Here is an 18,491-nt window from a genome sequence, read left to right on the forward strand (position 1 = left end):
CCGGTGCGGCAGGGCAGCCGCGCAGAAGAAACGTAGGGACAGATTCCGGATCGTCGATATTCCCGAACGAGAGGCGTGGCGCGTGGCGCTCAAGGTGACCGAGTCAGGGCAGGGCGACTGGGCCGTCGTGTGCGTGTCGGGCGAGATGGACCTGGTGACGTCCCCGGCGCTGCGCCAGCAGGTGCACGAAGCGGTGGCGGACGGCCGCCGCAGTGTGGTCCTCGACCTTTCCGACGTGCTGTTCTGTGATTCCAGCGGCGTCGGTGTGCTGATCGCGGCGCGGCGGCTCATGCGCTCCTGCCAGGGCCGGCTGCGCCTGATCCTGCCGGCCCAGGGCGCGGTCGACGGCTCGCACGTGAACCGCGTGCTCGGCGCCCTCGGCGTCCGCCGCCTCTTCGACGTCTACCCGGACGTCGCCTCGGCGGTGGACGAGGACGCCGCTCCCATGTCGGCGTAACGGCTTGTACCGGATTTTCACCGGCCTTGACACAATCGCCGCAGTTCGGGGCGTGCGCGCACGGGACCGTCGTACGCTCCGTTGCGTAACACCCAACGACCCGAGAGGCGGCACATGAGCATGGACGAGCGGAGGATCGCGGCCCGGTTCGCCGGCTTCGACCAGGACGGCAACGGATACATCGACCGCGAGGACTTCTACGTCGCCGCGAAGGCGCTGCTCGCCGAGTTCGGTGTCACGGCACGCTCCGGCGAGGGGCAGTCGCTGTTCGCGGGGGCCGAGGCGTTCTGGCAGGGCATGGCGGGGATCGCGGACGTCGACGGGGACCAGCGGGTGACCCGCGAGGAGTTCGTGACCGGGGCCGTGAAGCGGTTGCGGGACAATCCCGACCGGTTCGCCGAGATCGCCCGCCCGTTCCTGCGGGGCGCCCTCGCGGTGGCCGGTGCGGATGCGGACGGGGTCGAGCCGGACACCGCGCGGCGGGTGCTCGGTGTGTTCGGGGTGGAGGCGGATGTGGCGCGGGCGGCGACGGATGCGCTCGTCGCGGACGGCGCCGGCCGGATCTCGGAGGATGCGGCCGTCCGGGCCTTCGCGCGGTACTTCACCGTCCCGGAATAGCCGGATCGACGTTGCGGCCTGGGGCTCTGCCCCAGACCCCGCTGCTCAATCGCCGCAGGGGCTTGAATGGCTCACCCGCCGCCGGGGCCTCATTGACTGAAGCGCTCGCGGAGTTTGTACTTGAGGACCTTGCGCAGGGTCTCGTTGCGCGGGAGTGCCTCCAGGATTTCCACCTGTTCCGGCAGCTTGAACGTGGACAGGCCCTGGTCGCGCAGGTATGCGGTGAGTTCCGGCAGGGTCAACGGGGCCTGTCCCGGGCGCAGTTCGAGGGCCGCGCACACCCGTTCCCCGCGTTCCGCGTCGGGGAGGCCGATCACCGCCGCGTCCTGGATCGCGGGGTGTTCGTGGAGCAGGTCCTCGATCTCCTTCGCCGAGATGTTCTCGCCCTTGCGGATGATGACGTCCTTGGCGCGGCCGGTGAGGACCAGGTGGCCCTCGGGCAGCAGATGGCCCAGGTCGCCGGTGATCAGGAAGCCGTCCGCGTCGAAGGCGTCCGCGGTCTGGCGCGGGTCCAGGTAGCCCTGGCAGACGGCCTCGCCGCGCAGCCGTACGTCGCCGTCGACGCCGGGCGGCACCTGCTTGCCCTCGGCGTCGACGACGCGGATCTCCATGCCCTCCGGCGGGCGGCCCTCTGTCGTCGCCAGGTTCTCCGCCGTGTCGTCCGGGGCGCCCATCGTGATCATCGGGACTTCCGTCATGCCGTATCCGTGGGTGAGCTGGACGTCCATCTCGCGGACCACCGAGTGGTAGACCTCCGGCGGTTTCGGGGCCCCGCCGCCCGCGAGCAGGCGCAGCGTCGGGATCAGTTTCTCGTCCGGCTGCTTGCGCTGTTCGGTCAGGAACATCGAGTAGAAGGCCGTGGAGCCGCCTGCCACGGTGACGCCGTGCCGCCGGTACTCGTCCAGCGAGTCCGGCATCGCGAAGTGCTCGAACATCGCCGCCGGGAAGCCGTACAGGAGCAGCATCACGGTGTAGTCGGGGCCCGCTATGTGCGCGAACGGGAAGGCCATCGAGCCGACGTCGGACGCGGACAGGTGCAGCGCGTGCGCGAGGCAGGAGCCGCCCGCGATGAGCGAACGGTCCGTGTGCAGCACGCCCTTGGGGTCGGACGTGGTGCCCGAGGTCCAGTAGATCCAGCGGACGTCCGTCCCGGAGGCGGGTGGCGGGGGCAGGACGGCCGGGTCGCCCTCCGGCAGGTTCTCGTACGCCTCGAAGACGCCGCGTGCGCCGAGGCGGCGTGCCATGCCGGTGTGGTCGAAGCCGCGCCACACGCCCGGCGTCGCGAAGAAGTCGGCCTTCGACTCCCGTAGCGCGAAGCCGACTTCGCGGTCCCGGTAGAAGGGGATGATCGGCGACTGCACCGCCCCGATGCGGGCGAGCGCGAAGGAGAGCAGGGCCGTCTCGATACGGGTCGGGAGCTGCCAGGCGACCACGGTGCCGGGGCGGATGCCCAGGTCGTACAGGCCGGCCGCCACGCGCTCGCCGCGCTCGCGCAGCTCGCCGAAGGTCAGGGCGCGGTCGCCCTGGAGGAAGACCGGTCGGTCGGGGGTGAGTGCGGCGCGGCGTTCGACCAGCTCCCAGAGCGTGCGGGAGGCGCCCAGGGCGTGTGCGGTGTCGGTCATCTCCATACCCCTTCACGGCCGGTGCCGTCACCTGACGGGTTGTCAGATCTGGCCGAGAGCGTAAGTCCGCGCTCCTTGTCGGTCCAGGGGTGCGGGGCTAGCCTGCTTTCTGACGGGTCATCAGATACGGCGAGGGGCTGAACACTCATGACGGAACTGCCGCGCATCGTCAGCGTCGACGACCATGTGATCGAACCGGCCCACCTCTTCGAGACCTGGCTGCCTGCCAAGTACCGGGACAAGGGGCCGAAGCCGCTGACCGAGGGAATCGGTGAACTCGCCTACGTGGCGGGCAAGTACCAGATCACGATGGATCCGGCGGGGCCGCCCACGGACTGGTGGATCTACGAGGACCTCAAGTTCCCGTACAAGCGCAACATCGCGGCCGTCGGCTTCGACCGCGACGACATGACCCTGGAAGGGATCACGCGGGCCGAGATGCGGCGCGGGTGCTGGGATCCGAAGGCGCGGCTCGCCGACATGGACCTCAACCACGTCGAGGCGTCCCTCTGCTTCCCGACCTTCCCGCGCTTCTGCGGCCAGACCTTCGCGGAGGCGCACGACAAGGAGGTCGCGCTCGCCTGCGTGCGCGCCTACAACGACTGGATGGTCGAGGAGTGGTGCGGGGACAGTGGCGGCCGGCTGATCCCGCTGTGCATCATCCCGCTGTGGGACATCGACCTGGCCGTCGCGGAGATCCGGCGCAACGCCGCCCGGGGCGTGAAGGCCGTGACGTTCTCCGAGATCCCCACCCACCTGGGGCTCCCCTCGATCCACTCCGGGTACTGGGACCCGTTCTTCGCCGTCTGCCAGGAGACCGGGACGGTCGTCAACATGCACATCGGGTCCTCGTCCCAGATGCCGGCCGCGTCCCCGGACGCGCCGCCCGCCGTCCAGGCCTCGCTCAGCTTCAACAACGCGATGGCCTCGATGATGGACTTCCTGTTCAGCGGGGTGCTGGTCAAGTATCCGCGGCTCAAGCTCGCGTACAGCGAGGGGCAGATGGGCTGGATCCCGTACGCCCTTGAGCGCGCGGACGACGTGTGGGAGGAGCACCGCGCGTGGGGCGGTGTCCGGGACCTGATCCCCGAGCCCCCGTCCTCGTACTACTACCGGCAGATCTTCTGCTGCTTCTTCCGCGACAAGCACGGGGTGGCCTCGCTCGACACCGTCGGCCGGGACAACGCGACGTTCGAGACGGACTATCCGCACGTCGACTCGACCTTCCCGAACACCAAGGAGGTCGCCCTCGACCACGTGAAGGGCCTCGACGACGAGACGATCTACAAGCTGATGCGCGGCAACGCCATCCGCATGCTCGACCTGGACCTGGACAAGTAGGGCGACCGCCTCATGGACCTCACCTACACGGACGAGGAAGAGGGATTCCGGGCGCGGCTCCGGGAGTGGCTGGGCGGCGTGCTGCCCACGCTGCCGCCTAAGCCGTCGCCCGGCGACTGGCCGGGCAGACGCACGTACGACATGGGCTGGCAGCGGCGCCTGTACGACGCCGGGTACGGGGACGTGCACTGGGACGCCTCGCCCACCAAGCGGCTCATCTTCCTGGAGGAGACCGAACGGGCGGGCGCGCCCTACGTGGGCGCGAACTTCGTCGGGCTGCTGCACGCCGGGCCGACCATCGCCGCCGAGGGGAGCGCCGAGCAGCGGGACCGCTGGCTCGCGCCGATCCTGCGCGGCGACGAGGTGTGGTGCCAGGGGTTCAGCGAACCGGACGCCGGGTCCGACCTGGCGGCGCTGCGGACGAAGGCCCGGCGCGAGGGCGACGAGTACGTGATCAGCGGCTCGAAGATCTGGACCTCGCACGCCGAGGTCGCCGACTGGTGCGAACTCCTCGTCCGCACCGACCCTTCGGCGCCCAAGCACCGCGGCATCTCCTGGCTCGCCATGCCCATGGACGCCCCCGGCATCACGGTCCGGCCGCTGCGCACGCTCGCCGGGTCGACCGAGTTCGCCGAGATGTTCCTGGACGACGTGCGGGTGCCGGTCGGCAACCGGGTGGGCGAGGAGAACGACGGCTGGCGCGTCACCATGGTGACCCTGTCCTTCGAGCGCGGCACCGCGTTCGTCGGCGAGGTCGTCGCCTGCCGCCGCACCCTCGGCGAACTCGCCGCCCACGCGAAGAAGACCGGCCGCTGGGACGACGCCGTGCTCCGCCGCGAACTCGCCCTGCTGTCCGCCGAGTTCAGCGCCCTGTGGCGACTCACCCAGTGGAACGTGAGCGAGGCGCAGGCGACCGGCGGCGTGCCCGGTGTGGGCGGCTCGGTCTTCAAACTGCGGTACTCGCACGCCCGGCAGCGGCTCTACGACGCCGCCGCCAAGGTCCTCGGCGGCGCGGGCGCCCTCGACACCGGCCAGGAGTGGACGCTCGACCGGCTCTCCTCGCTGTCGTACACGATCGCCGCGGGCACCTCGCAGATCCAGCGCAACATCGTCGCTGAGCGCATCCTCGGGCTGCCCAAGTCCGCGAAGGGGGGACGGTAGACGTGCATTTCCAACTGACGGAGGAACAGCGGGCGTTGCGCGACGGCACGCGCGAGCTCCTGGCCGGACGGTTCGGGCGCGACGCGCTGCGGGCCGCGGTGGACGCGCCGGGGATCGACAGGGAGCTGTGGCGCGAGCTGGGCGAGGCGGGCCTGTTCTCGCTGTGCCTGCCGGAGGCCGACGGTGGCGTCGGGCTCGGCCTCCCGGACGCGGTGGTCGTGTTCGAGGAGGTGGGGCGGGCCCTCGTGCCGGGCCCGCTGGTGGCCACCTTCCTGGCTGCGGGCGAGGTGCCGGGCGCCGCGGCCGGTGAGGCGGTGGTGACGGCGCCGTACGGCACCCTCCTGCCGTGGCGGGACGACGCGGACGTGGTGCGCGGCGACGCGTCCACGGCCCGCCCGATCGCCTCGGCGGACCCGCTCACCCCCCTGCACGCCCTCCCGGAGCCCGCCCCCGTCCCGCTGGAGGCGACCCTCCTGTACGCCGCCGAACAGCTGGGCTCGGCCGGCCGCACGCTCGACATGGCGGTCCAACACGCCCGGGAACGCGAGCAGTTCGGATCGCCGATCGGCTCGTTCCAGGCGGTGAAGCACCTGTGCGCCGAGATGCTCGTACGGGTGGAGGTGGCCCGCGCCGCCGTGTACGCGGCCGCCGTCACCGCCGACCCGGTCGAGGTCGCGGCGGCGGAACTGCTCGCCGACGAGGCCGCCGTGCAGGGCGCCCGCGACTGCCTCCAGGTGCACGGCGGCATGGGCTTCACCTGGGAGGCCGACGTACATCTGCATCTGAAGCGGGCCTGGGTGCGGGCCGAGTTGGGCGGCAGCGCGAGGGGCGCCGAGGAGGTGCTCGCCGCCGCGCTCTGACCCCCGTACGAAGACGGCCGCGCGTCCGGAAAGCGAACGCGCGGCTGTCTGAGCGGAGGGCCTGAGCAAGGGTGCACGCACAGTGACCGTGCGTGGTTATCGGGTTGTGTCCTGCGCGGGGCTCGTCACGGCACGGAGTCGGCGTTCCGCTCCGGTACCTTGTGGCAGATGCGAGTGGTGCTGAACCCGAGCGACGGCTCCGGTGTTGCCTCCGAGGCGGCTCCGGAGCTCCGGATGTGCGCCGATCGCAGCGCAGGGCGGGGTTCTGCCCCCGTCTGTTCGACCCCCGGCGGGACGCGTCGCACAGTATGCCGCACGCGTACTCCTTCGCGCTGGAATATGCCCGAAGCGCTTGTTGGGGTGACTGAACGTCAACCATGCTGTGCCTCAAGGGGTTCACGTTCCGTGATCCCACTCGCTGGTCGGCACGGTAGGTGGCGCGAGGCAGTACTCCAGCGGTCCCGCCGGATTCGGATGGTGTGAGCGGTGCAGGTGCTTCAGGTTCAACTGGAGGTCGGGGCCGACCCCGCTGAGGTGGGGCGGGCCCGCAGGTGGGCGCGTTCGCGTCTCGCCGGTGCGGGCATAGAGGCCGACGAGTCCTTGGCGGAGACGCTGATTCTGATCGTCTCGGAGCTGGTCACCAACGCCGTGGTGCACACGGGGCATCCCGCGGTGCTGCGCATGGCGCTGCCCAGCGGTGTCCCCGCGGCGTGCCTCGGCACCGTCCGCGTGGAGGTCGCCGACACCTGCGAGCGGCCGCCGGCGCCGCGGCACGCGGACGGCGAGGAGACGAACGGGCGGGGGCTCGAACTCGTCGACGGGCTCGCGGACCGCTGGGGCTGGCGCCCCGAGGGGACCGGCAAGGCCATCTGGTGCGAGATCGACCAGTGCGCGGTCGCGACGAGCGGCGCGTTCCAGGGTGTGACCTACGAAGCGGTGTGACCGGGTGTGGAGCGGCGCGGGTCCCGCCGGGGCCCGCGCCGCTTCCTGTGTCCTTCCCCGTGCGCTTTCAGAAGATGGCGACCGGGGCCACCGGCGTCCCCGTACCGCCGATGAAGGGCTCCGGCATCGCCGACAGCAGGAACGAATACCGCCCGACTTCTCCACAGGCTGTGGACAGAGATTCCAGATTCCAGTTCTGGCCCTGGAGCATCCCCATCTCGACGAGGTCGAGCGCGTGCACGGGCAGCCAGAGGTTCTCGATCTCCGGCGGGAAGATCTCGAAGGTCAGGGTGTCGTTGGCGACCGCCGCCACGTCCCGCGCGTGGAACCACTCGGGCGTGCGCACGGAAAGGCCCGGTGACGGGTAGCCGTAGCCGTGCTTGTCCCCGGCCAGGTACACCTGGATCTGCCCGGTGCGTACGAGCACGATGTCGCCGGCCCGCACCGTCACCCGCCCGAACTCCGCGGCCTCGTCGAGGTCTTCGGGCGTGACGGCATGGTCCCCGGGCAGCCGGTCGAGGCCCTTCGCCGCCGCCACGTCAAGCAGCACACCGCGCGAGACGATGTACGGCGCCTTGTCGATGCCGCTGAACCGGGCGCCGTGGTGCGCCGTGATGGTGTCGGCGGGGCGGCCGTTGTAGAGCTTGCCGGAGTGCGAGACGTGGGTCAGGGCGTCCCAGTGGGTGGCCGCCTGGAGGCCCATCGTCACCGCGTCGTCGCTGGTGGCGACGGTTTCCGGGCCGAAGATCTCCTGGTTGATCTGCACCATCGTGTGGAACGGGTTGATGCGGCCGGGGATGAGGCCCGACTGCAAGCCGTCCTCCTTGAGGGGCAGCGCGAGCGGTACGCGGCGGCCCGTGCGGACCTCCGTGGCGGCCTCGCGCACACAGTCGTCGGTGACGAGATTCAGGGTGCCGATCTCGTCGGCCTCCCCCCAACGCCCCCAGTTGTTCACGCGTTTGGCGATGTCGTGGAACTCGGCGGGCAGGGGCATCGGGTCCTCCCGGGTCTTGTGTTCCGGCGGATGACAGGTCGTACACTCCGACCGAGTCGAAATCTAACGGGTCGTCAGAAACCGCGGGAAGGGGCCGGGCATGGGGAACTTCTTGGCAGGCAAGGTCGTCGCCGTCACGGGAGCGGGGCGAGGCATCGGACGGGCGGTGGCGCTCGCGTGCGCCGCCGAGGGGGCGAAGGTCGTCGTCAACGACTACGGGGTGTCCATAGAGGGCGGCGAACCCACGTCCGACGTGGCGCTCGGCGTCGTCAAGGAGATCGAGGCGGCCGGCGGCACGGCGGTCGCCGTGGCCGACGACGTGTCCACGATGGCCGGTGGCCAGCGGATCGTGGACACGGCCGTGAACGAGTACGGGCGGATCGACGGGGTGGTGTGCGTCGCCGGGATCCTCCGCGAACGGATGCTGTTCAACATGTCCGAGGACGAGTGGGACCCGGTCGTCCAGACCCACCTCAAGGGCACCTTCACCGTCTTCCGCGCCGCGTCCGCCGTCATGCGCAAGCAGAAGACGGGCACGCTCATCGGCTTCACCAGCGGCAACCACCAGGGCTCCGTCGCGCAGGCCAACTACAGCTCCGCCAAGGGCGGCATCATCTCGCTCGTGCGCAGCGCGGCCCTCGGCCTCAACAAGTACGGCGTGACCGCGAACGCCGTCGCACCCGTCGCCCGCACCCGGATGTCGGCGAACGTGCCGATGGAGCTGAAGGAGATCGGGGAGCCGGAGGACGTCGCCGCCTTCGTCGTCTACCTGCTCAGCGAGCGGGCCCGCGAGGAGAAGATCACCGGGCAGGTCTACACGGTCGCCGGGCCGAAGATCGCCGTATGGGCGCAACCGCGCGAGCTGCGCGCCGGGTACGCGGACGGCGGGCCCTGGACGCCGGAGAAGATCGCGGACTTCCTGCCGGGGACGGTCGGCACCGACCCCATGCCGATGCTCGAACAGCTCCAGGAGATGGCGCGGGCGGCGGCCGCCAAGGAACGGCCCAACCAGTAACGGGGGTGGAGGGGCGTGGAGTTCGGCTTCGACAAGGCAGACACCGACGACACAGCCTTCCGGGGCGAGGTCCGGGAGTGGCTCGAGAAACATCTGGACGACCGGTTCACGGCCGCCGTGGGGCGCGGCGGCCCCGGCAGTGAGCACGAGGGCGGCGCCGAACGGCGCGCCTGGGAGCAGGAGCTGGGCACGGGCGGCTGGATCGGCATCGGCTGGGGCCGCGAAGGCTTCGGCAACCGGGTCGCCACGCTCACCCAGCAGGTCGTCTGGGCGGAGGAGTACGCGCGCGTGCGGGCGCCCGGCCGCTACGGACACATCGGCGAGAACCTCCTCGCCCCCACCCTCCTCGCGTACGGCACCGAGGAACAGCAGCGCCGCTTCCTGCCGCCGATCGCGCGCGGCGAGGAACTGTGGTGCCAGGGCTACAGCGAACCGGGCGCGGGCTCCGACCTCGCGTCCCTGCGCACGTCCGCGACCCGCGACAAGGACGGCCGCTGGCGGGTGACCGGGCAGAAGGTGTGGACGTCGCTCGCGCACGAGGCCGACTGGTGCTTCGTCCTGGCCCGCACCGACCCGGACGCGGGCCGCGAACGCCGTCACAAGGGCATCTCCTTCCTCCTCGTCCCCATGGACCAGCCGGACCACATCGACGTACGGCCGATCCGGCAACTCACCGGGACGAGCGAGTTCAACGAGGTGTTCTTCGACGGCGCCGTCGCCGAGGAGGTCGTCGGCGGCGAGGGCGAGGGCTGGAAGGTCGCCATGGGCCTGCTCGCGTTCGAACGCGGGGTGTCCACCCTCGCCCAGCAGATCGGGTTCGGCGAGGAGCTGCGGGCGGTCGTCCGCACGGCCGGCGCCAACGGCGCGCTCGACGACCCCCTCGTACGGGCCGGGCTCGTGCGCCTGTGGGCCGAGCTGCGCACGATGCGGTGGAACGCGCTGCGCACCCTCGGCGGCGCGCCCGACGCGGGCGCGCCGAGCGTCGCGAAGCTGCTGTGGGGCGGCTGGCACCAGCGGCTCGGCGAGCTGGCCCTGCGGGTGCGCGGCCCGGCGGCGGCCGTCGGTCCCGCGGACTGGACGCCCGACGCGCCCTACGAACTCGACGAGCAGCAGCGGCTGTTCCTCTTCAGCCGGGCCGACACGATCTACGGCGGCTCGGACGAGATCCAGCGCACCATCATCGCCGAGCGGGTGCTCGGCCTGCCCAGGGAGGGTGAGTCGTGAGGGGTGTTGTGTTCGACGGCCAACAGGCCGTTGTCGTGGACGACTTGGAGATACGGGACCCGGGCCCGGGGGAGGTGCTCGTCGGCGTCGCGGCGGCGGGCCTGTGCCACAGCGACCTGTCGGTGATCGACGGGACGATCCCGTTCCCGCGCCCGGTGGTCCTCGGGCACGAGGGCGCGGGCGTGGTGGAGGCGGTGGGCGCGGGCGTCACGCACGTGGTGCCCGGCGACCACGTGTCGCTGTCCACGCTCGCGAACTGCGGGGCCTGCGCGGAGTGCGACCGGGGGCGGCCGACGATGTGCCGCAAGGCGATCGGGATGCCGCAGAAGCCGTTCTCGCGGGGCGGCAAGGACCTCTACCAGTTCGCGTCGAACTCGGCGTTCGCCGAGCGGACCGTCGTGAAGGCCGTGCAGGCGGTGAAGATCCCCAAGGAGATCCCGCTGACCTCGGCGGCCCTGATCGGCTGCGGGGTCCTCACCGGCGTGGGTGCGGTCCTGAACCGGGCGCGGGTCGACCGCGGCGACACGGTCGTCGTGATCGGCACCGGAGGAGTCGGCCTGAACGTGCTGCAGGGCGCGCGGGTGGCGGGCGCGCTGCGGATCGTCGCGGTCGACACGAACCCCGCGAAGGAGGAGGTGGCCCGGCAGTTCGGCGCGACCGACTTCCTCACCGACGTCGGCGCCGTACGGGAGGTGCTGCCGGACGGCGCGGACCACGTCTTCGAGTGCGTGGGCCGGGTCGAGCTGATCCGGGCCGCGATCGACCTCCTCGACCGGCACGGCCAGGCGGTGATCCTCGGGATGCCGGCGGCGAAGGCGGAGGCGAGCTTCGTGCCCGCCGAACTCTTCCTCGACAAGTCCGTCCTCGGCTGCCGCTACGGCTCCTCGCGCCCGCAGCGCGACATCAAGCTGTACGCGGACCTGTACGCGCAGGGCCGGCTGCTGCTCGACGAGCTGGTCACGCGGACGTACCCGGTGGAGGCGTTCGGCTCGGCGGTCGCGGACGCGGAGGCGGGGAAGGTGGCGAGGGGAGTGCTCACCTTCTGAGGCCGGGGGTGCGGCGCCCCCGTCGGGCCGCACCCCTTCCAATCTGACGAACCGTCAGCTTCAATGGTGCGCATGATGGGACACGCAGGGATGGCGGCCACCGTCGTCCGCTACCTCAGGTCCGTCGGTGCTCCCACGGCGGAGCCGCCTCCCCTGGACGTGCTGCCGCGCCCCGATCTCCGGGCGGTCGGCGACGACGAGCGGGCGCCCGTCGACCCGGCCGAATTCCGCCGCGTACTCGGTGAGTTCGCGAGCGGTGTGACCGTGGTGACGGCGGACGACCCGGAGACGGGCGCGGCCGGATTCGCCTGCCAGTCCTTCGCGTCGCTGTCCCTCGACCCGCCGCTGGTGGCGTTCATGGTGGCGCGTACGTCGACGACCTGGCCGCGGATCGCGCGCGCCGGGTCGTTCTGCGTGAACGTGCTGGCGGACGGCCAGGGCGAGCTGTGCCGGGGTTTCGCGGTGAGCGGGGCGGACAAGTTCGCGGGCGTGCGGTACGACGCGGCGCCCGTGTCGGGGGCGCCGCGCATCGACGGGGTGGCCGCGTGGATCGACTGCGTGATCCACGCGGTGCACACGGGCGGGGACCACCTCATCGTGGTCGGCCGGGTGACGGCGCTGGGCGCGGAGGGGAACGGGGCGGGGCCGTTGGTGTTCCACCGGGGCGGGTTCTCGGGTCTACGGGACTGAGCGTGGCCTACGCGACTGAGGGTGCGGCGGCGGGGTCGGCCGCCCGGCCGCGCCGGATGATCAGCGACATCAGCGCCGCCGCCGCGCACAGCGCACCCGAGGCGTACCAGACGACGTCGTACGACCCGAAGACGTCCCGCGCCACACCACCCAGGAAGGCGACGACCGCGGCCCCCACCTGGTGCGATGCGAGTACCCAGCCGAACACGATCGCGCTGTCCTCACCGTAGTGCTCGCGGCACAGGGCGATGGTCGGCGGCACGGTCGCCACCCAGTCCAGGCCGTAGAAGACGATGAAGAACAGCATCGGCGGCCGGACCTCCGGCGCGAGCAGCATCGGCAGGAACAGCAGCGAGACGCCGCGCAGCGCGTAGTACACGGCGAGCAGCCGGCGCGCCTCGATCCGGTCGGTGAACCAGCCCGACGCGACCGTCCCCACGACGTCGAAGACGCCGATGACGGCGAGCAGTGAAGCGGCCGTGGTGATGGGCATGTGGTGGTCGTGCGCTGCGGGCACGAAGTGCGTCTTGACCAGGCCGTTCGTGGAGGCGCCGCAGATCGCGAACGTCCCGGCGAGCAGCCAGAACGGCCCGGTGCGGGCGGCCTTCACCAGCACGGTCACGGCCCGCTTCCCCGCTCCCCGTACGGGCGCGGGCTTCGGCACGAACTCCTTTGCCCCGTACGGTTCGACGCCCACGTCGGCGGGGTGGTCGCGCAGCAGCAGCCACACCAGCGGGACGACGGCGAGCGCGGACAGGGCCACGGTGACGGCGGCGGGCCGCCAGCCGTGCCGGTCGACGATCCAGGACAGCAGCGGCAGGAACACCAGCTGCCCGGAGGCCCCGGCGGCGGTCAGCACGCCGGTGACCAGGCCCCGCCGGGCGACGAACCAGCGGTTGGTGACGGTGGCGGCGAAGGCGAGCGCCATCGACCCGCTCCCGAGCCCGACCAACACGCCCCAGTACATGACCAGTTGCCAGGCGGCCGTCATCCACACGGTGAGCAGCGAGCCGCCGGCTATGACGGTCAGCGCGACGGCGACGACCTTCCGTATCCCGAACCGGTCCATGAGCGCGGCGGCGAACGGGGCGGTGATCCCGTACAGCGCGAGATTCACGGACACGGCGAAGCCGATGGTGCCGCGCGACCAGCCGAACCCGGTGTCGGGGTCGTGCAGCGGCTCGATGAGCAGCCCCGGCAGCGAGGCGAAGGCGGCGGCGCCGACGATCGTCACGAAGGTGACGGCGGCGACGGCCCAGGCGCGGTGGGGACGGCGTCTCGGGCGGGTGCCGGGCCGGGTGCCCGGCTGCGGCTCCGGCTGGGTCTGCGTCTGCGTGTCGGTCACCTGAGCAGCTTCGGGGATCTCGTCCCGCGGAACGAGTGGCCCGAATGCCATCCTTCGCTAGGATCGGGCCATGGCCTCCCGTAGTGAACGGCACACCCCGCACCGTGTCGCGGTACTCGCCCTCGACGGCCTCATCCCCTTCGAGTTCGGCATCCCGCAGCGCATCTTCGGCCGCGCGCGCGACGCGGCGGGGCGGCGGCTGTACGAGGTGGTGACCTGCGCGGTCCGCGAGCCGGGCCGCGTCCGGACGGACGCCGACTACGCGATCCACGTCGAGCACGGCCCGGAGACGCTGGGGTCGGCGGACACGGTGATCGTCCCGGCGTCGTACGAGATGGGCCCGGTCTACGAGAAGGGCGTCCTGACGCCGGAGCTGGAGGCAGCCCTCGCCTGGATCCGCCCCGGAACCCGCATGGTCTCCATCTGTACCGGCAGCTACGTCCTCGCCGCGGCGGGGGTGCTCGACGGGCGGCCCGCGACCACGCACTGGGCGGACGCCGACCACTTCCAGGAGCTCTTCCCGCACATCAAGGTCGACCCGAACGTCCTGTTCATCGACGACGGCGACGTGCTGTCATCGGCGGGCGTCGCGGCGGGCATCGACCTGTGCCTGCACCTGGTACGACGCGACCACGGCGCGGCCGTCGCCAACGACGTGGCGCGCCGCACCGTCGTACCGCCGCACCGGGACGGCGGCCAGGCCCAGTACATCGAACGCCCGCTCCCGGAAACGACGTTGGCGTCCACCGCGCGCGCCCGCGCGTGGGCCATCGAGCACTTGGGCGAGCCCATCCAGCTCCGTGACCTGGCCGACCGCGAATCCCTGTCCGTCCGTACGTTCACGCGCCGCTTCCGCGAGGAGGTGGGCGCGAGCCCCGGCCAGTGGCTGACGGGCCAACGGGTGGACCGGGCCCGGCACCTGCTGGAGACCTCCTCCGCCTCCATGGACGACATCGCCCACCAGTCCGGCTTCGGCACGGCCCAGTCCATGCGCCAGCACTTCCACGCGTCGGTGGGGGTGACACCGACGGCCTACCGGAGGACGTTCCGGGCGGGGGCGGCGGGGTGAGGGGTGGGGGCCCGGTTACGGGAGGCGGGCGCCTCGGGAGTCGGCGATGCGCAAGGTCTGCGTCAGGGATTCGGTCAACCGTCGCGCGATGAAACGGAGTTCGATCGCCGCCACGTCCACGTCGACCAGCAATCCGCTGGACAACGCCAACACCTCACGCGCGTCCACCAGTTGCTCGTACTCGATCCGGTCCGCCAACCGCGAAAGATGACCGTCCGGGTTGTCCGTCACCAGGTACGCGGAGCACCCGTTCTCGCCCGGCCAGGGCAGAAGTCGCGCGCTCATCGTGCGCCTCCCGCCGCCGGGATGCGGACGCCGTGGATGTAGCGGGGGCCGGTGTCGATGCCCAATGTGGCGAGGTAGAGGGCCCGGCGGCGTTCGCGTTGGCGGCGGTGTTCCAGCACCCAGGCCAGGATTCGAACGATAAGGTCCAGCATGTCGGCGCCTCCTGTGTGGCGTTGGCCATGCCCCCGGGCCGGTTGCAGCGGTCGCGGGGGTCAGCCTTTGGCTGACGCGCCAACTCTATGCAGACCTGCGCACAGGTGTGGTCAAATCCTGGAGATGATCAGATACGTGCAGGTGCATGCGCAGAGGTGAAGCAATACGGTCACTGTGTGGACTACGAGATTGACCGCACCCGCATCGTCTGGCGTCAGATCGCCGCCGTACTGGCGCACCGCATCGCGACCGAGGAGTACCCGCTGGGGAAGCGATTCCCCTCGGTCGCGGACGTCGCCGCCGAGTTTGACGTGTCCACGAGTACCGGGCAGAAGGCCCTCTACCAGCTCCGCGACGCCGGGCTCCTGAGGATGGAGCATGGGCTGGGAACCTTCGTTGACGACGGTGGCCCGGAACTGGCCAAGGCCGAACCCTTCGGCCCGCTCCCGAAGCCGAGTGGCGGCCGCACCAAGTAGCCAACGGACTGTGACGGGAAATGACGGCCCAGCCGTCATTTCCCGTCACAGTCACGCGCTCAACCGCCTCAGCGGCCCCGGAACTCCGGCTTCCGTCGCTCCACGAAGCTCGCGACGCCCTCGTTTGCGTCGTAGGTGGTCATGTTCAGCTCCTGGGCCGTGGCCTCGGCCGCGAAGGCCGTGGTGCGGTCGGAGTCGAGAGAAGCGTTGATCAGGGACTTGGTCAGGGCCAGCGCACGCGTGGGGCCCGACGCGAGGCGTTCGGACCAGTCGCGGGCCGTTTTGGCCAACTGGTCGTCCGGGACGACCCTGTTGACCAGGCCGAGGCGTTCCGCGTCGGTGGCGGGCAGGGCGTCGCCGAAGAACATCAGCTCCTTGGCGCGCTGCGGGCCGATCAGGCGGGGGAGGAGGTAGGCGCCGCCGCCGTCCGGGACGAGGCCGCGGCGGGCGAACACCTCGATGAAGCGCGCCGACTCGGCCGCCAGGACCAGGTCGCAGGCGAGCGCGAGGTGCGCGCCGATGCCGGCCGCCGTGCCGTTGACCGCCGCGAGCACCGGCTTCTCGCAGTCCTGGACCGCGGCGATCAGCCGCTGCGCGCCGAGGCGGATCATGCGGGCGACGTCGCCCACGACCCGTTCCCCGGAGTCCGGGCTCCCGCCCCGCAGATCCGCGCCCGCGCAGAAGCCCTTGCCCGTCGCGGTGATCACCACGGCCCGTACGTCCGGGTCCGCGGAGGCCTCGGCGAGCAGCGCGATGACGCGTTCGCGCTGGTCCCAGGTGACGGCGTTCATGGCTTCCGGCCGGTTGAGGGTGATCCACGAGACGCCGTTGTCAGTGGCGTGCAGTACCAATGAATCCAGGGAACTCAGGGACTCGTCGGGGGAGGGCTGGGGCATGGGGGAGCTCCGTCTCGGAGGTGGGTCGGTGGCAGCCGGTTCAGCGGCACACCGCGAGCGCGTCGAGGGCGACCGCGCCCTGGCCGCGTGGCAGCACCATCAGCGGGTTGATGTCCAGTTCGGCGAGGTCGTCGCCGAGTTCGAGCGCCATCCGCTGCACACGCAGGATCACCTCGACCAGTGCGTCGATGTCGACGGGCGGCGCCCCCCTGACCCCGTCGAGCAGGGGCCGCCCGCGGAGTTGGTCGAGGGCTGCGCGCGCCTGGTTCTCGCCGAAGGGCGGGACGGCGACGGCCGTGTCCCGCAGGACCTCCACCAGGACGCCTCCGAGGCCGACCGTGACGGTGGGGCCGAACAGGTCGTCGCGCGTGACGCCGACGACCATCTCGACGCCCCGCTCGACCATCTGGCAGACCAGTACGCCGTCGAGCTCGATGCCTTCGTAGCGGGCGATGTCGGTGAGTTCGCGGTACGCGTCCCGGACCTGGCTGGCGGAGGTCAACTCGACCTTGACGAGGCCGAGTTCGGACTTGTGGGCCAGTTGCGGGGCCGATGCCTTCATGACGACGGGGTAGCCGACGAGGGACGCCGCCCGCACCGCCGCCGCCGCGCTCGTCACCAGCTGCTCGCGCGGCACCCGGATCCCGTACGCCCGCAGCAGCTGCTTCGCCGCGTGCTCGCTCAGCTGGTGGCCCGGGCGCATCAGGGCCTGCGCTTTGCGGAAGGACGGGGAAGGTGTGCGTGGCGCCTCGTCGAAGGGCGAGACGTACGAGGCCGTGAAGCGGTGGTGGTCCAGGTAGGCGCGGACCGCGGTGATGCAGTTGGCGAACGTACGGAAGGTGGCCACCCGGGAGGAGCCGAGCAGGGTTTTCCGGTAGGCGTCCTCCGTGCCCACCGGCGAGCCCCACACCACGCACACCAGCTTGTCCGACTGTTCCGCCGCGTCCACCAAGTCCTGGGCCAGCTTGTCGCTCATGGGCGGAAAGGGGCCGGTGATCGGGCAGATCAGGACGCCGACGGAGGGGTCGGAGAGGATCGCGTCGATGATCTTGCGGCCGCGCCAGTCGCCGACCGGGTGGCCGCCGTTGTCGACCGGGTTCGCCACGCTCAGATAGTCGGGTATCCACTGGTGGAGTTCGGCCTGTTTCTCCTCCGGGAGGGTGGGGAGTTGCAGGCCCGCTTCCGTCGCCAGGTCCGAGAAGTGGGCGCCCGTGCCGCCGGAGATCGAGTAGACGACGACGCCGTCCGCCTGCGGCGGCCGGGCGCGGGCGAGCAGGGCGGAGGTGTCCTGGAGCTCGTCGAGCCCGTCGACGCGGATGACGCCGAACTGCCGCATGGCCGCGTCCACGACGGTGTCGGCGCCGGTGAGCTTGCCGGTGTGCGAGGCCGCGGTGCGGGCGCCGGTCTCCGTCCGGCCGACCTTCACCGCGACGACCGGCACGCCCTCGCGTGCGGCCCGGTCGGCGGCCAGGAGGAAGGAGCGGCCGTCCTTGAGGCCCTCGACGTAGCAGGCGATGGCGCCGACCTCGGGGCGCTGGGAGAAGTAGGAGATGAAGTCGGCGGTCTCCAGGTCGGCCTCGTTGCCGGTCGGCGCCCAGTGGGAGAGGCGGATGCCCAGCTCCTGGAGGCTGAAGACGGGGCGGCCCTGGTGGCCGGACTGGGTGATCAGCGCGATGGCGGGGCCTTCGAGGTCGTCGCGGAACCGCTCGAAGGCGTTGAGGTTGGTGTTGGGGCCGAGCAGGCGCATGCCGGAGCGTTCCACGGCCGAAGACAGTCGGGTCTGCGCGGCGGCGCCCTCGTCGCCCGTCTCGGCGAACCCGGAGGCGAACGCGACGGCGAACTTCACCTTGGTGTCCGCGAGTTGCTCGATGACGGGCAGCGGGTCGGCGACGAGCAGCACGGCGAGGTCGACCTGCTCGGGCAGCTCGGAGACGGAGGGGGAGCAGGGGAGACCGAAGACGGACTCGCGGGTGGGATGCACCGGATACAGGCGCGCGCCGACCCGCTCCGCCCAGTTCATGAGCTGCCGCGTGATGCCCGTGTTGGGCCGGCCCTCCGCGTCGGACGCGCCGACGACGGCGACGGACTCGGGCCGGAAGAACCGGTCGAGATCGGGTACGTCGGCGTGCAGCGGACGCCCGCTGACGTCCAGCTCTTCGGTACCGGCCCGCCCGTGCACGGCGGGTCCGGGCTGCTCACCGCAGGCGATCACGCGGGCCCGGCGGGAGTCGGTGGTCAGGGTGCCATACGTCGATCCAAGCATCGGTCCGCCCGCTCCTGTGTGTCAGCGACATCTC

General features: G+C 71.4%; 19 protein-coding genes. 12 read left to right on the forward strand and 7 right to left on the reverse strand.

The genetic code is table 11. The annotated features are described in order from the left end of the window. Positions 1–82: 82 nt before the first annotated feature. Together ACFV9W_RS04580 and ACFV9W_RS04585 are read left to right on the forward strand one after the other, a co-directional pair. Positions 83–457, forward strand: coding sequence for an STAS domain-containing protein (locus tag ACFV9W_RS04580; RefSeq protein WP_385755578.1), 375 nt, complete (start codon positions 83–85; stop codon positions 455–457). A gap of 120 nt (positions 458–577) precedes the next feature. Continuing rightward, positions 578–1,075, forward strand: coding sequence for an EF-hand domain-containing protein (locus ACFV9W_RS04585; RefSeq protein ID WP_385756031.1), 498 nt, complete (start codon positions 578–580; stop codon positions 1,073–1,075). Between the two features lie 89 nt (positions 1,076–1,164). On the opposite strand, the gene ACFV9W_RS04590 is transcribed toward ACFV9W_RS04585, so the two are convergent. Beyond that, the gene (locus tag ACFV9W_RS04590; RefSeq protein WP_385755579.1) at positions 1,165–2,697 is read right to left on the reverse strand and encodes a class I adenylate-forming enzyme family protein; all 1,533 of its coding nucleotides are present in this window, start codon (positions 2,695–2,697) and stop codon (positions 1,165–1,167) included. Positions 2,698–2,844: 147 nt separating this feature from the next. On the opposite strand from ACFV9W_RS04590, the gene ACFV9W_RS04595 reads away from it, so the two are divergent. From ACFV9W_RS04595 to ACFV9W_RS04610, 4 genes are all read left to right on the forward strand, one after another. Beyond that, complete coding sequence (locus ACFV9W_RS04595; protein ID WP_385755581.1) at positions 2,845–4,038, forward strand: amidohydrolase family protein; 1,194 nt, start codon at positions 2,845–2,847, stop codon at positions 4,036–4,038. Between the two features lie 12 nt (positions 4,039–4,050). Next, complete coding sequence (locus tag ACFV9W_RS04600) at positions 4,051–5,199, forward strand: acyl-CoA dehydrogenase family protein (RefSeq protein WP_385755582.1); 1,149 nt, start codon at positions 4,051–4,053, stop codon at positions 5,197–5,199. Between the two features lie 2 nt (positions 5,200–5,201). Beyond that, entirely contained in the window at positions 5,202–6,059 is an 858-nt protein-coding gene (locus ACFV9W_RS04605) for an acyl-CoA dehydrogenase family protein (protein WP_385755584.1), read from the forward strand. Positions 6,060–6,545: 486 nt separating this feature from the next. Further along, on the forward strand, positions 6,546–7,001 hold the full coding sequence (locus ACFV9W_RS04610) for an ATP-binding protein (protein ID WP_385755586.1): 456 nt from the start codon (positions 6,546–6,548) through the stop codon (positions 6,999–7,001). A 67-nt stretch (positions 7,002–7,068) separates the two neighbouring features. On the opposite strand, the gene ACFV9W_RS04615 is transcribed toward ACFV9W_RS04610, so the two are convergent. Further along, positions 7,069–7,995, reverse strand: coding sequence for a cyclase family protein (locus ACFV9W_RS04615; RefSeq protein ID WP_385755587.1), 927 nt, complete (start codon positions 7,993–7,995; stop codon positions 7,069–7,071). Positions 7,996–8,095: 100 nt separating this feature from the next. Between ACFV9W_RS04615 and ACFV9W_RS04620 the strand changes: the two genes are divergently transcribed. The 4 genes from ACFV9W_RS04620 to ACFV9W_RS04635 all read left to right on the forward strand — a co-directional run bounded on the left by ACFV9W_RS04620 (position 8,096) and on the right by ACFV9W_RS04635 (position 11,970). Then, positions 8,096–9,010: an SDR family oxidoreductase gene (locus ACFV9W_RS04620; RefSeq protein ID WP_385755589.1), complete on the forward strand. Its 915-nt coding sequence runs from the start codon at positions 8,096–8,098 to the stop codon at positions 9,008–9,010. A gap of 15 nt (positions 9,011–9,025) precedes the next feature. After that, positions 9,026–10,234, forward strand: a complete 1,209-nt coding sequence (locus ACFV9W_RS04625; protein WP_385755591.1) for an acyl-CoA dehydrogenase family protein — start codon at positions 9,026–9,028, stop codon at positions 10,232–10,234. Continuing rightward, positions 10,231–11,280, forward strand: a complete 1,050-nt coding sequence (locus tag ACFV9W_RS04630) for a Zn-dependent alcohol dehydrogenase (protein WP_385755593.1) — start codon at positions 10,231–10,233, stop codon at positions 11,278–11,280. Before ACFV9W_RS04625 ends, ACFV9W_RS04630 begins: the two co-directional genes overlap by 4 nt. A 72-nt stretch (positions 11,281–11,352) precedes the next feature. Continuing rightward, positions 11,353–11,970, forward strand: a complete 618-nt coding sequence (locus ACFV9W_RS04635) for a flavin reductase family protein (protein ID WP_385755594.1) — start codon at positions 11,353–11,355, stop codon at positions 11,968–11,970. 7 nt (positions 11,971–11,977) lie between these two features. Here the strand turns inward: ACFV9W_RS04635 and ACFV9W_RS04640 are convergent, their stop codons facing one another. Continuing rightward, positions 11,978–13,366: an MFS transporter gene (locus ACFV9W_RS04640; RefSeq protein ID WP_385755596.1), complete on the reverse strand. Its 1,389-nt coding sequence runs from the start codon at positions 13,364–13,366 to the stop codon at positions 11,978–11,980. 19 nt (positions 13,367–13,385) lie between these two features. Here ACFV9W_RS04640 and ACFV9W_RS04645 point away from each other — a divergent pair, with 19 nt between their 5' ends. Continuing rightward, positions 13,386–14,384, forward strand: coding sequence for a GlxA family transcriptional regulator (locus ACFV9W_RS04645; protein ID WP_385755598.1), 999 nt, complete (start codon positions 13,386–13,388; stop codon positions 14,382–14,384). 15 nt (positions 14,385–14,399) lie between these two features. On the opposite strand, the gene ACFV9W_RS04650 is transcribed toward ACFV9W_RS04645, so the two are convergent. Beyond that, entirely contained in the window at positions 14,400–14,669 is a 270-nt protein-coding gene (locus tag ACFV9W_RS04650) for a hypothetical protein (protein ID WP_385755600.1), read from the reverse strand. After that, entirely contained in the window at positions 14,666–14,821 is a 156-nt protein-coding gene (locus ACFV9W_RS04655) for a hypothetical protein (protein WP_385755602.1), read from the reverse strand. The genes ACFV9W_RS04650 and ACFV9W_RS04655 overlap by 4 nt, the downstream gene beginning before the upstream one ends. A 177-nt stretch (positions 14,822–14,998) precedes the next feature. Between ACFV9W_RS04655 and ACFV9W_RS04660 the strand changes: the two genes are divergently transcribed. Next, positions 14,999–15,298, forward strand: a complete 300-nt coding sequence (locus tag ACFV9W_RS04660) for a winged helix-turn-helix domain-containing protein (RefSeq protein WP_385755604.1) — start codon at positions 14,999–15,001, stop codon at positions 15,296–15,298. 68 nt (positions 15,299–15,366) lie between these two features. Here ACFV9W_RS04660 and ACFV9W_RS04665 read toward each other — a convergent pair whose 3' ends face one another. Both ACFV9W_RS04665 and ACFV9W_RS04670 read right to left on the reverse strand, forming a co-directional pair. Further along, complete coding sequence (locus ACFV9W_RS04665; protein WP_385755606.1) at positions 15,367–16,194, reverse strand: enoyl-CoA hydratase/isomerase family protein; 828 nt, start codon at positions 16,192–16,194, stop codon at positions 15,367–15,369. Between the two features lie 40 nt (positions 16,195–16,234). Continuing rightward, complete coding sequence (locus ACFV9W_RS04670) at positions 16,235–18,457, reverse strand: acetate--CoA ligase family protein (protein ID WP_385755608.1); 2,223 nt, start codon at positions 18,455–18,457, stop codon at positions 16,235–16,237. Positions 18,458–18,491 lie beyond the last annotated feature (34 nt).

It is taken from the genome of Streptomyces sp. NPDC059897 (assembly GCF_042730865.1).
GTDB lineage: Bacteria > Actinomycetota > Actinomycetes > Streptomycetales > Streptomycetaceae > Streptomyces.

Excerpts from the sequence above, each read along its gene's own strand:
- ACFV9W_RS04645 (WP_385755598.1), top strand. The coding sequence starts at position 13,386 with ATGGCCTCCCGTAGTGAACGGCACACCCCGCACCGTGTCGCGGTACTC.
- ACFV9W_RS04640 (WP_385755596.1), bottom strand. The coding sequence starts at position 13,366 with ATGGCATTCGGGCCACTCGTTCCGCGGGACGAGATCCCCGAAGCTGCT.
- ACFV9W_RS04635 (WP_385755594.1), top strand. The coding sequence starts at position 11,353 with ATGATGGGACACGCAGGGATGGCGGCCACCGTCGTCCGCTACCTCAGG.
- ACFV9W_RS04620 (WP_385755589.1), top strand. The coding sequence starts at position 8,096 with ATGGGGAACTTCTTGGCAGGCAAGGTCGTCGCCGTCACGGGAGCGGGG.
- ACFV9W_RS04655 (WP_385755602.1), bottom strand. The coding sequence starts at position 14,821 with ATGCTGGACCTTATCGTTCGAATCCTGGCCTGGGTGCTGGAACACCGC.
- ACFV9W_RS04585 (WP_385756031.1), top strand. The coding sequence starts at position 578 with ATGGACGAGCGGAGGATCGCGGCCCGGTTCGCCGGCTTCGACCAGGAC.
- ACFV9W_RS04590 (WP_385755579.1), bottom strand. The coding sequence starts at position 2,697 with ATGACCGACACCGCACACGCCCTGGGCGCCTCCCGCACGCTCTGGGAG.
- ACFV9W_RS04600 (WP_385755582.1), top strand. The coding sequence starts at position 4,051 with ATGGACCTCACCTACACGGACGAGGAAGAGGGATTCCGGGCGCGGCTC.
- ACFV9W_RS04650 (WP_385755600.1), bottom strand. The coding sequence starts at position 14,669 with ATGAGCGCGCGACTTCTGCCCTGGCCGGGCGAGAACGGGTGCTCCGCG.
- ACFV9W_RS04595 (WP_385755581.1), top strand. The coding sequence starts at position 2,845 with ATGACGGAACTGCCGCGCATCGTCAGCGTCGACGACCATGTGATCGAA.
- ACFV9W_RS04670 (WP_385755608.1), bottom strand. The coding sequence starts at position 18,457 with ATGCTTGGATCGACGTATGGCACCCTGACCACCGACTCCCGCCGGGCC.
- ACFV9W_RS04665 (WP_385755606.1), bottom strand. The coding sequence starts at position 16,194 with ATGCCCCAGCCCTCCCCCGACGAGTCCCTGAGTTCCCTGGATTCATTG.
- ACFV9W_RS04615 (WP_385755587.1), bottom strand. The coding sequence starts at position 7,995 with ATGCCCCTGCCCGCCGAGTTCCACGACATCGCCAAACGCGTGAACAAC.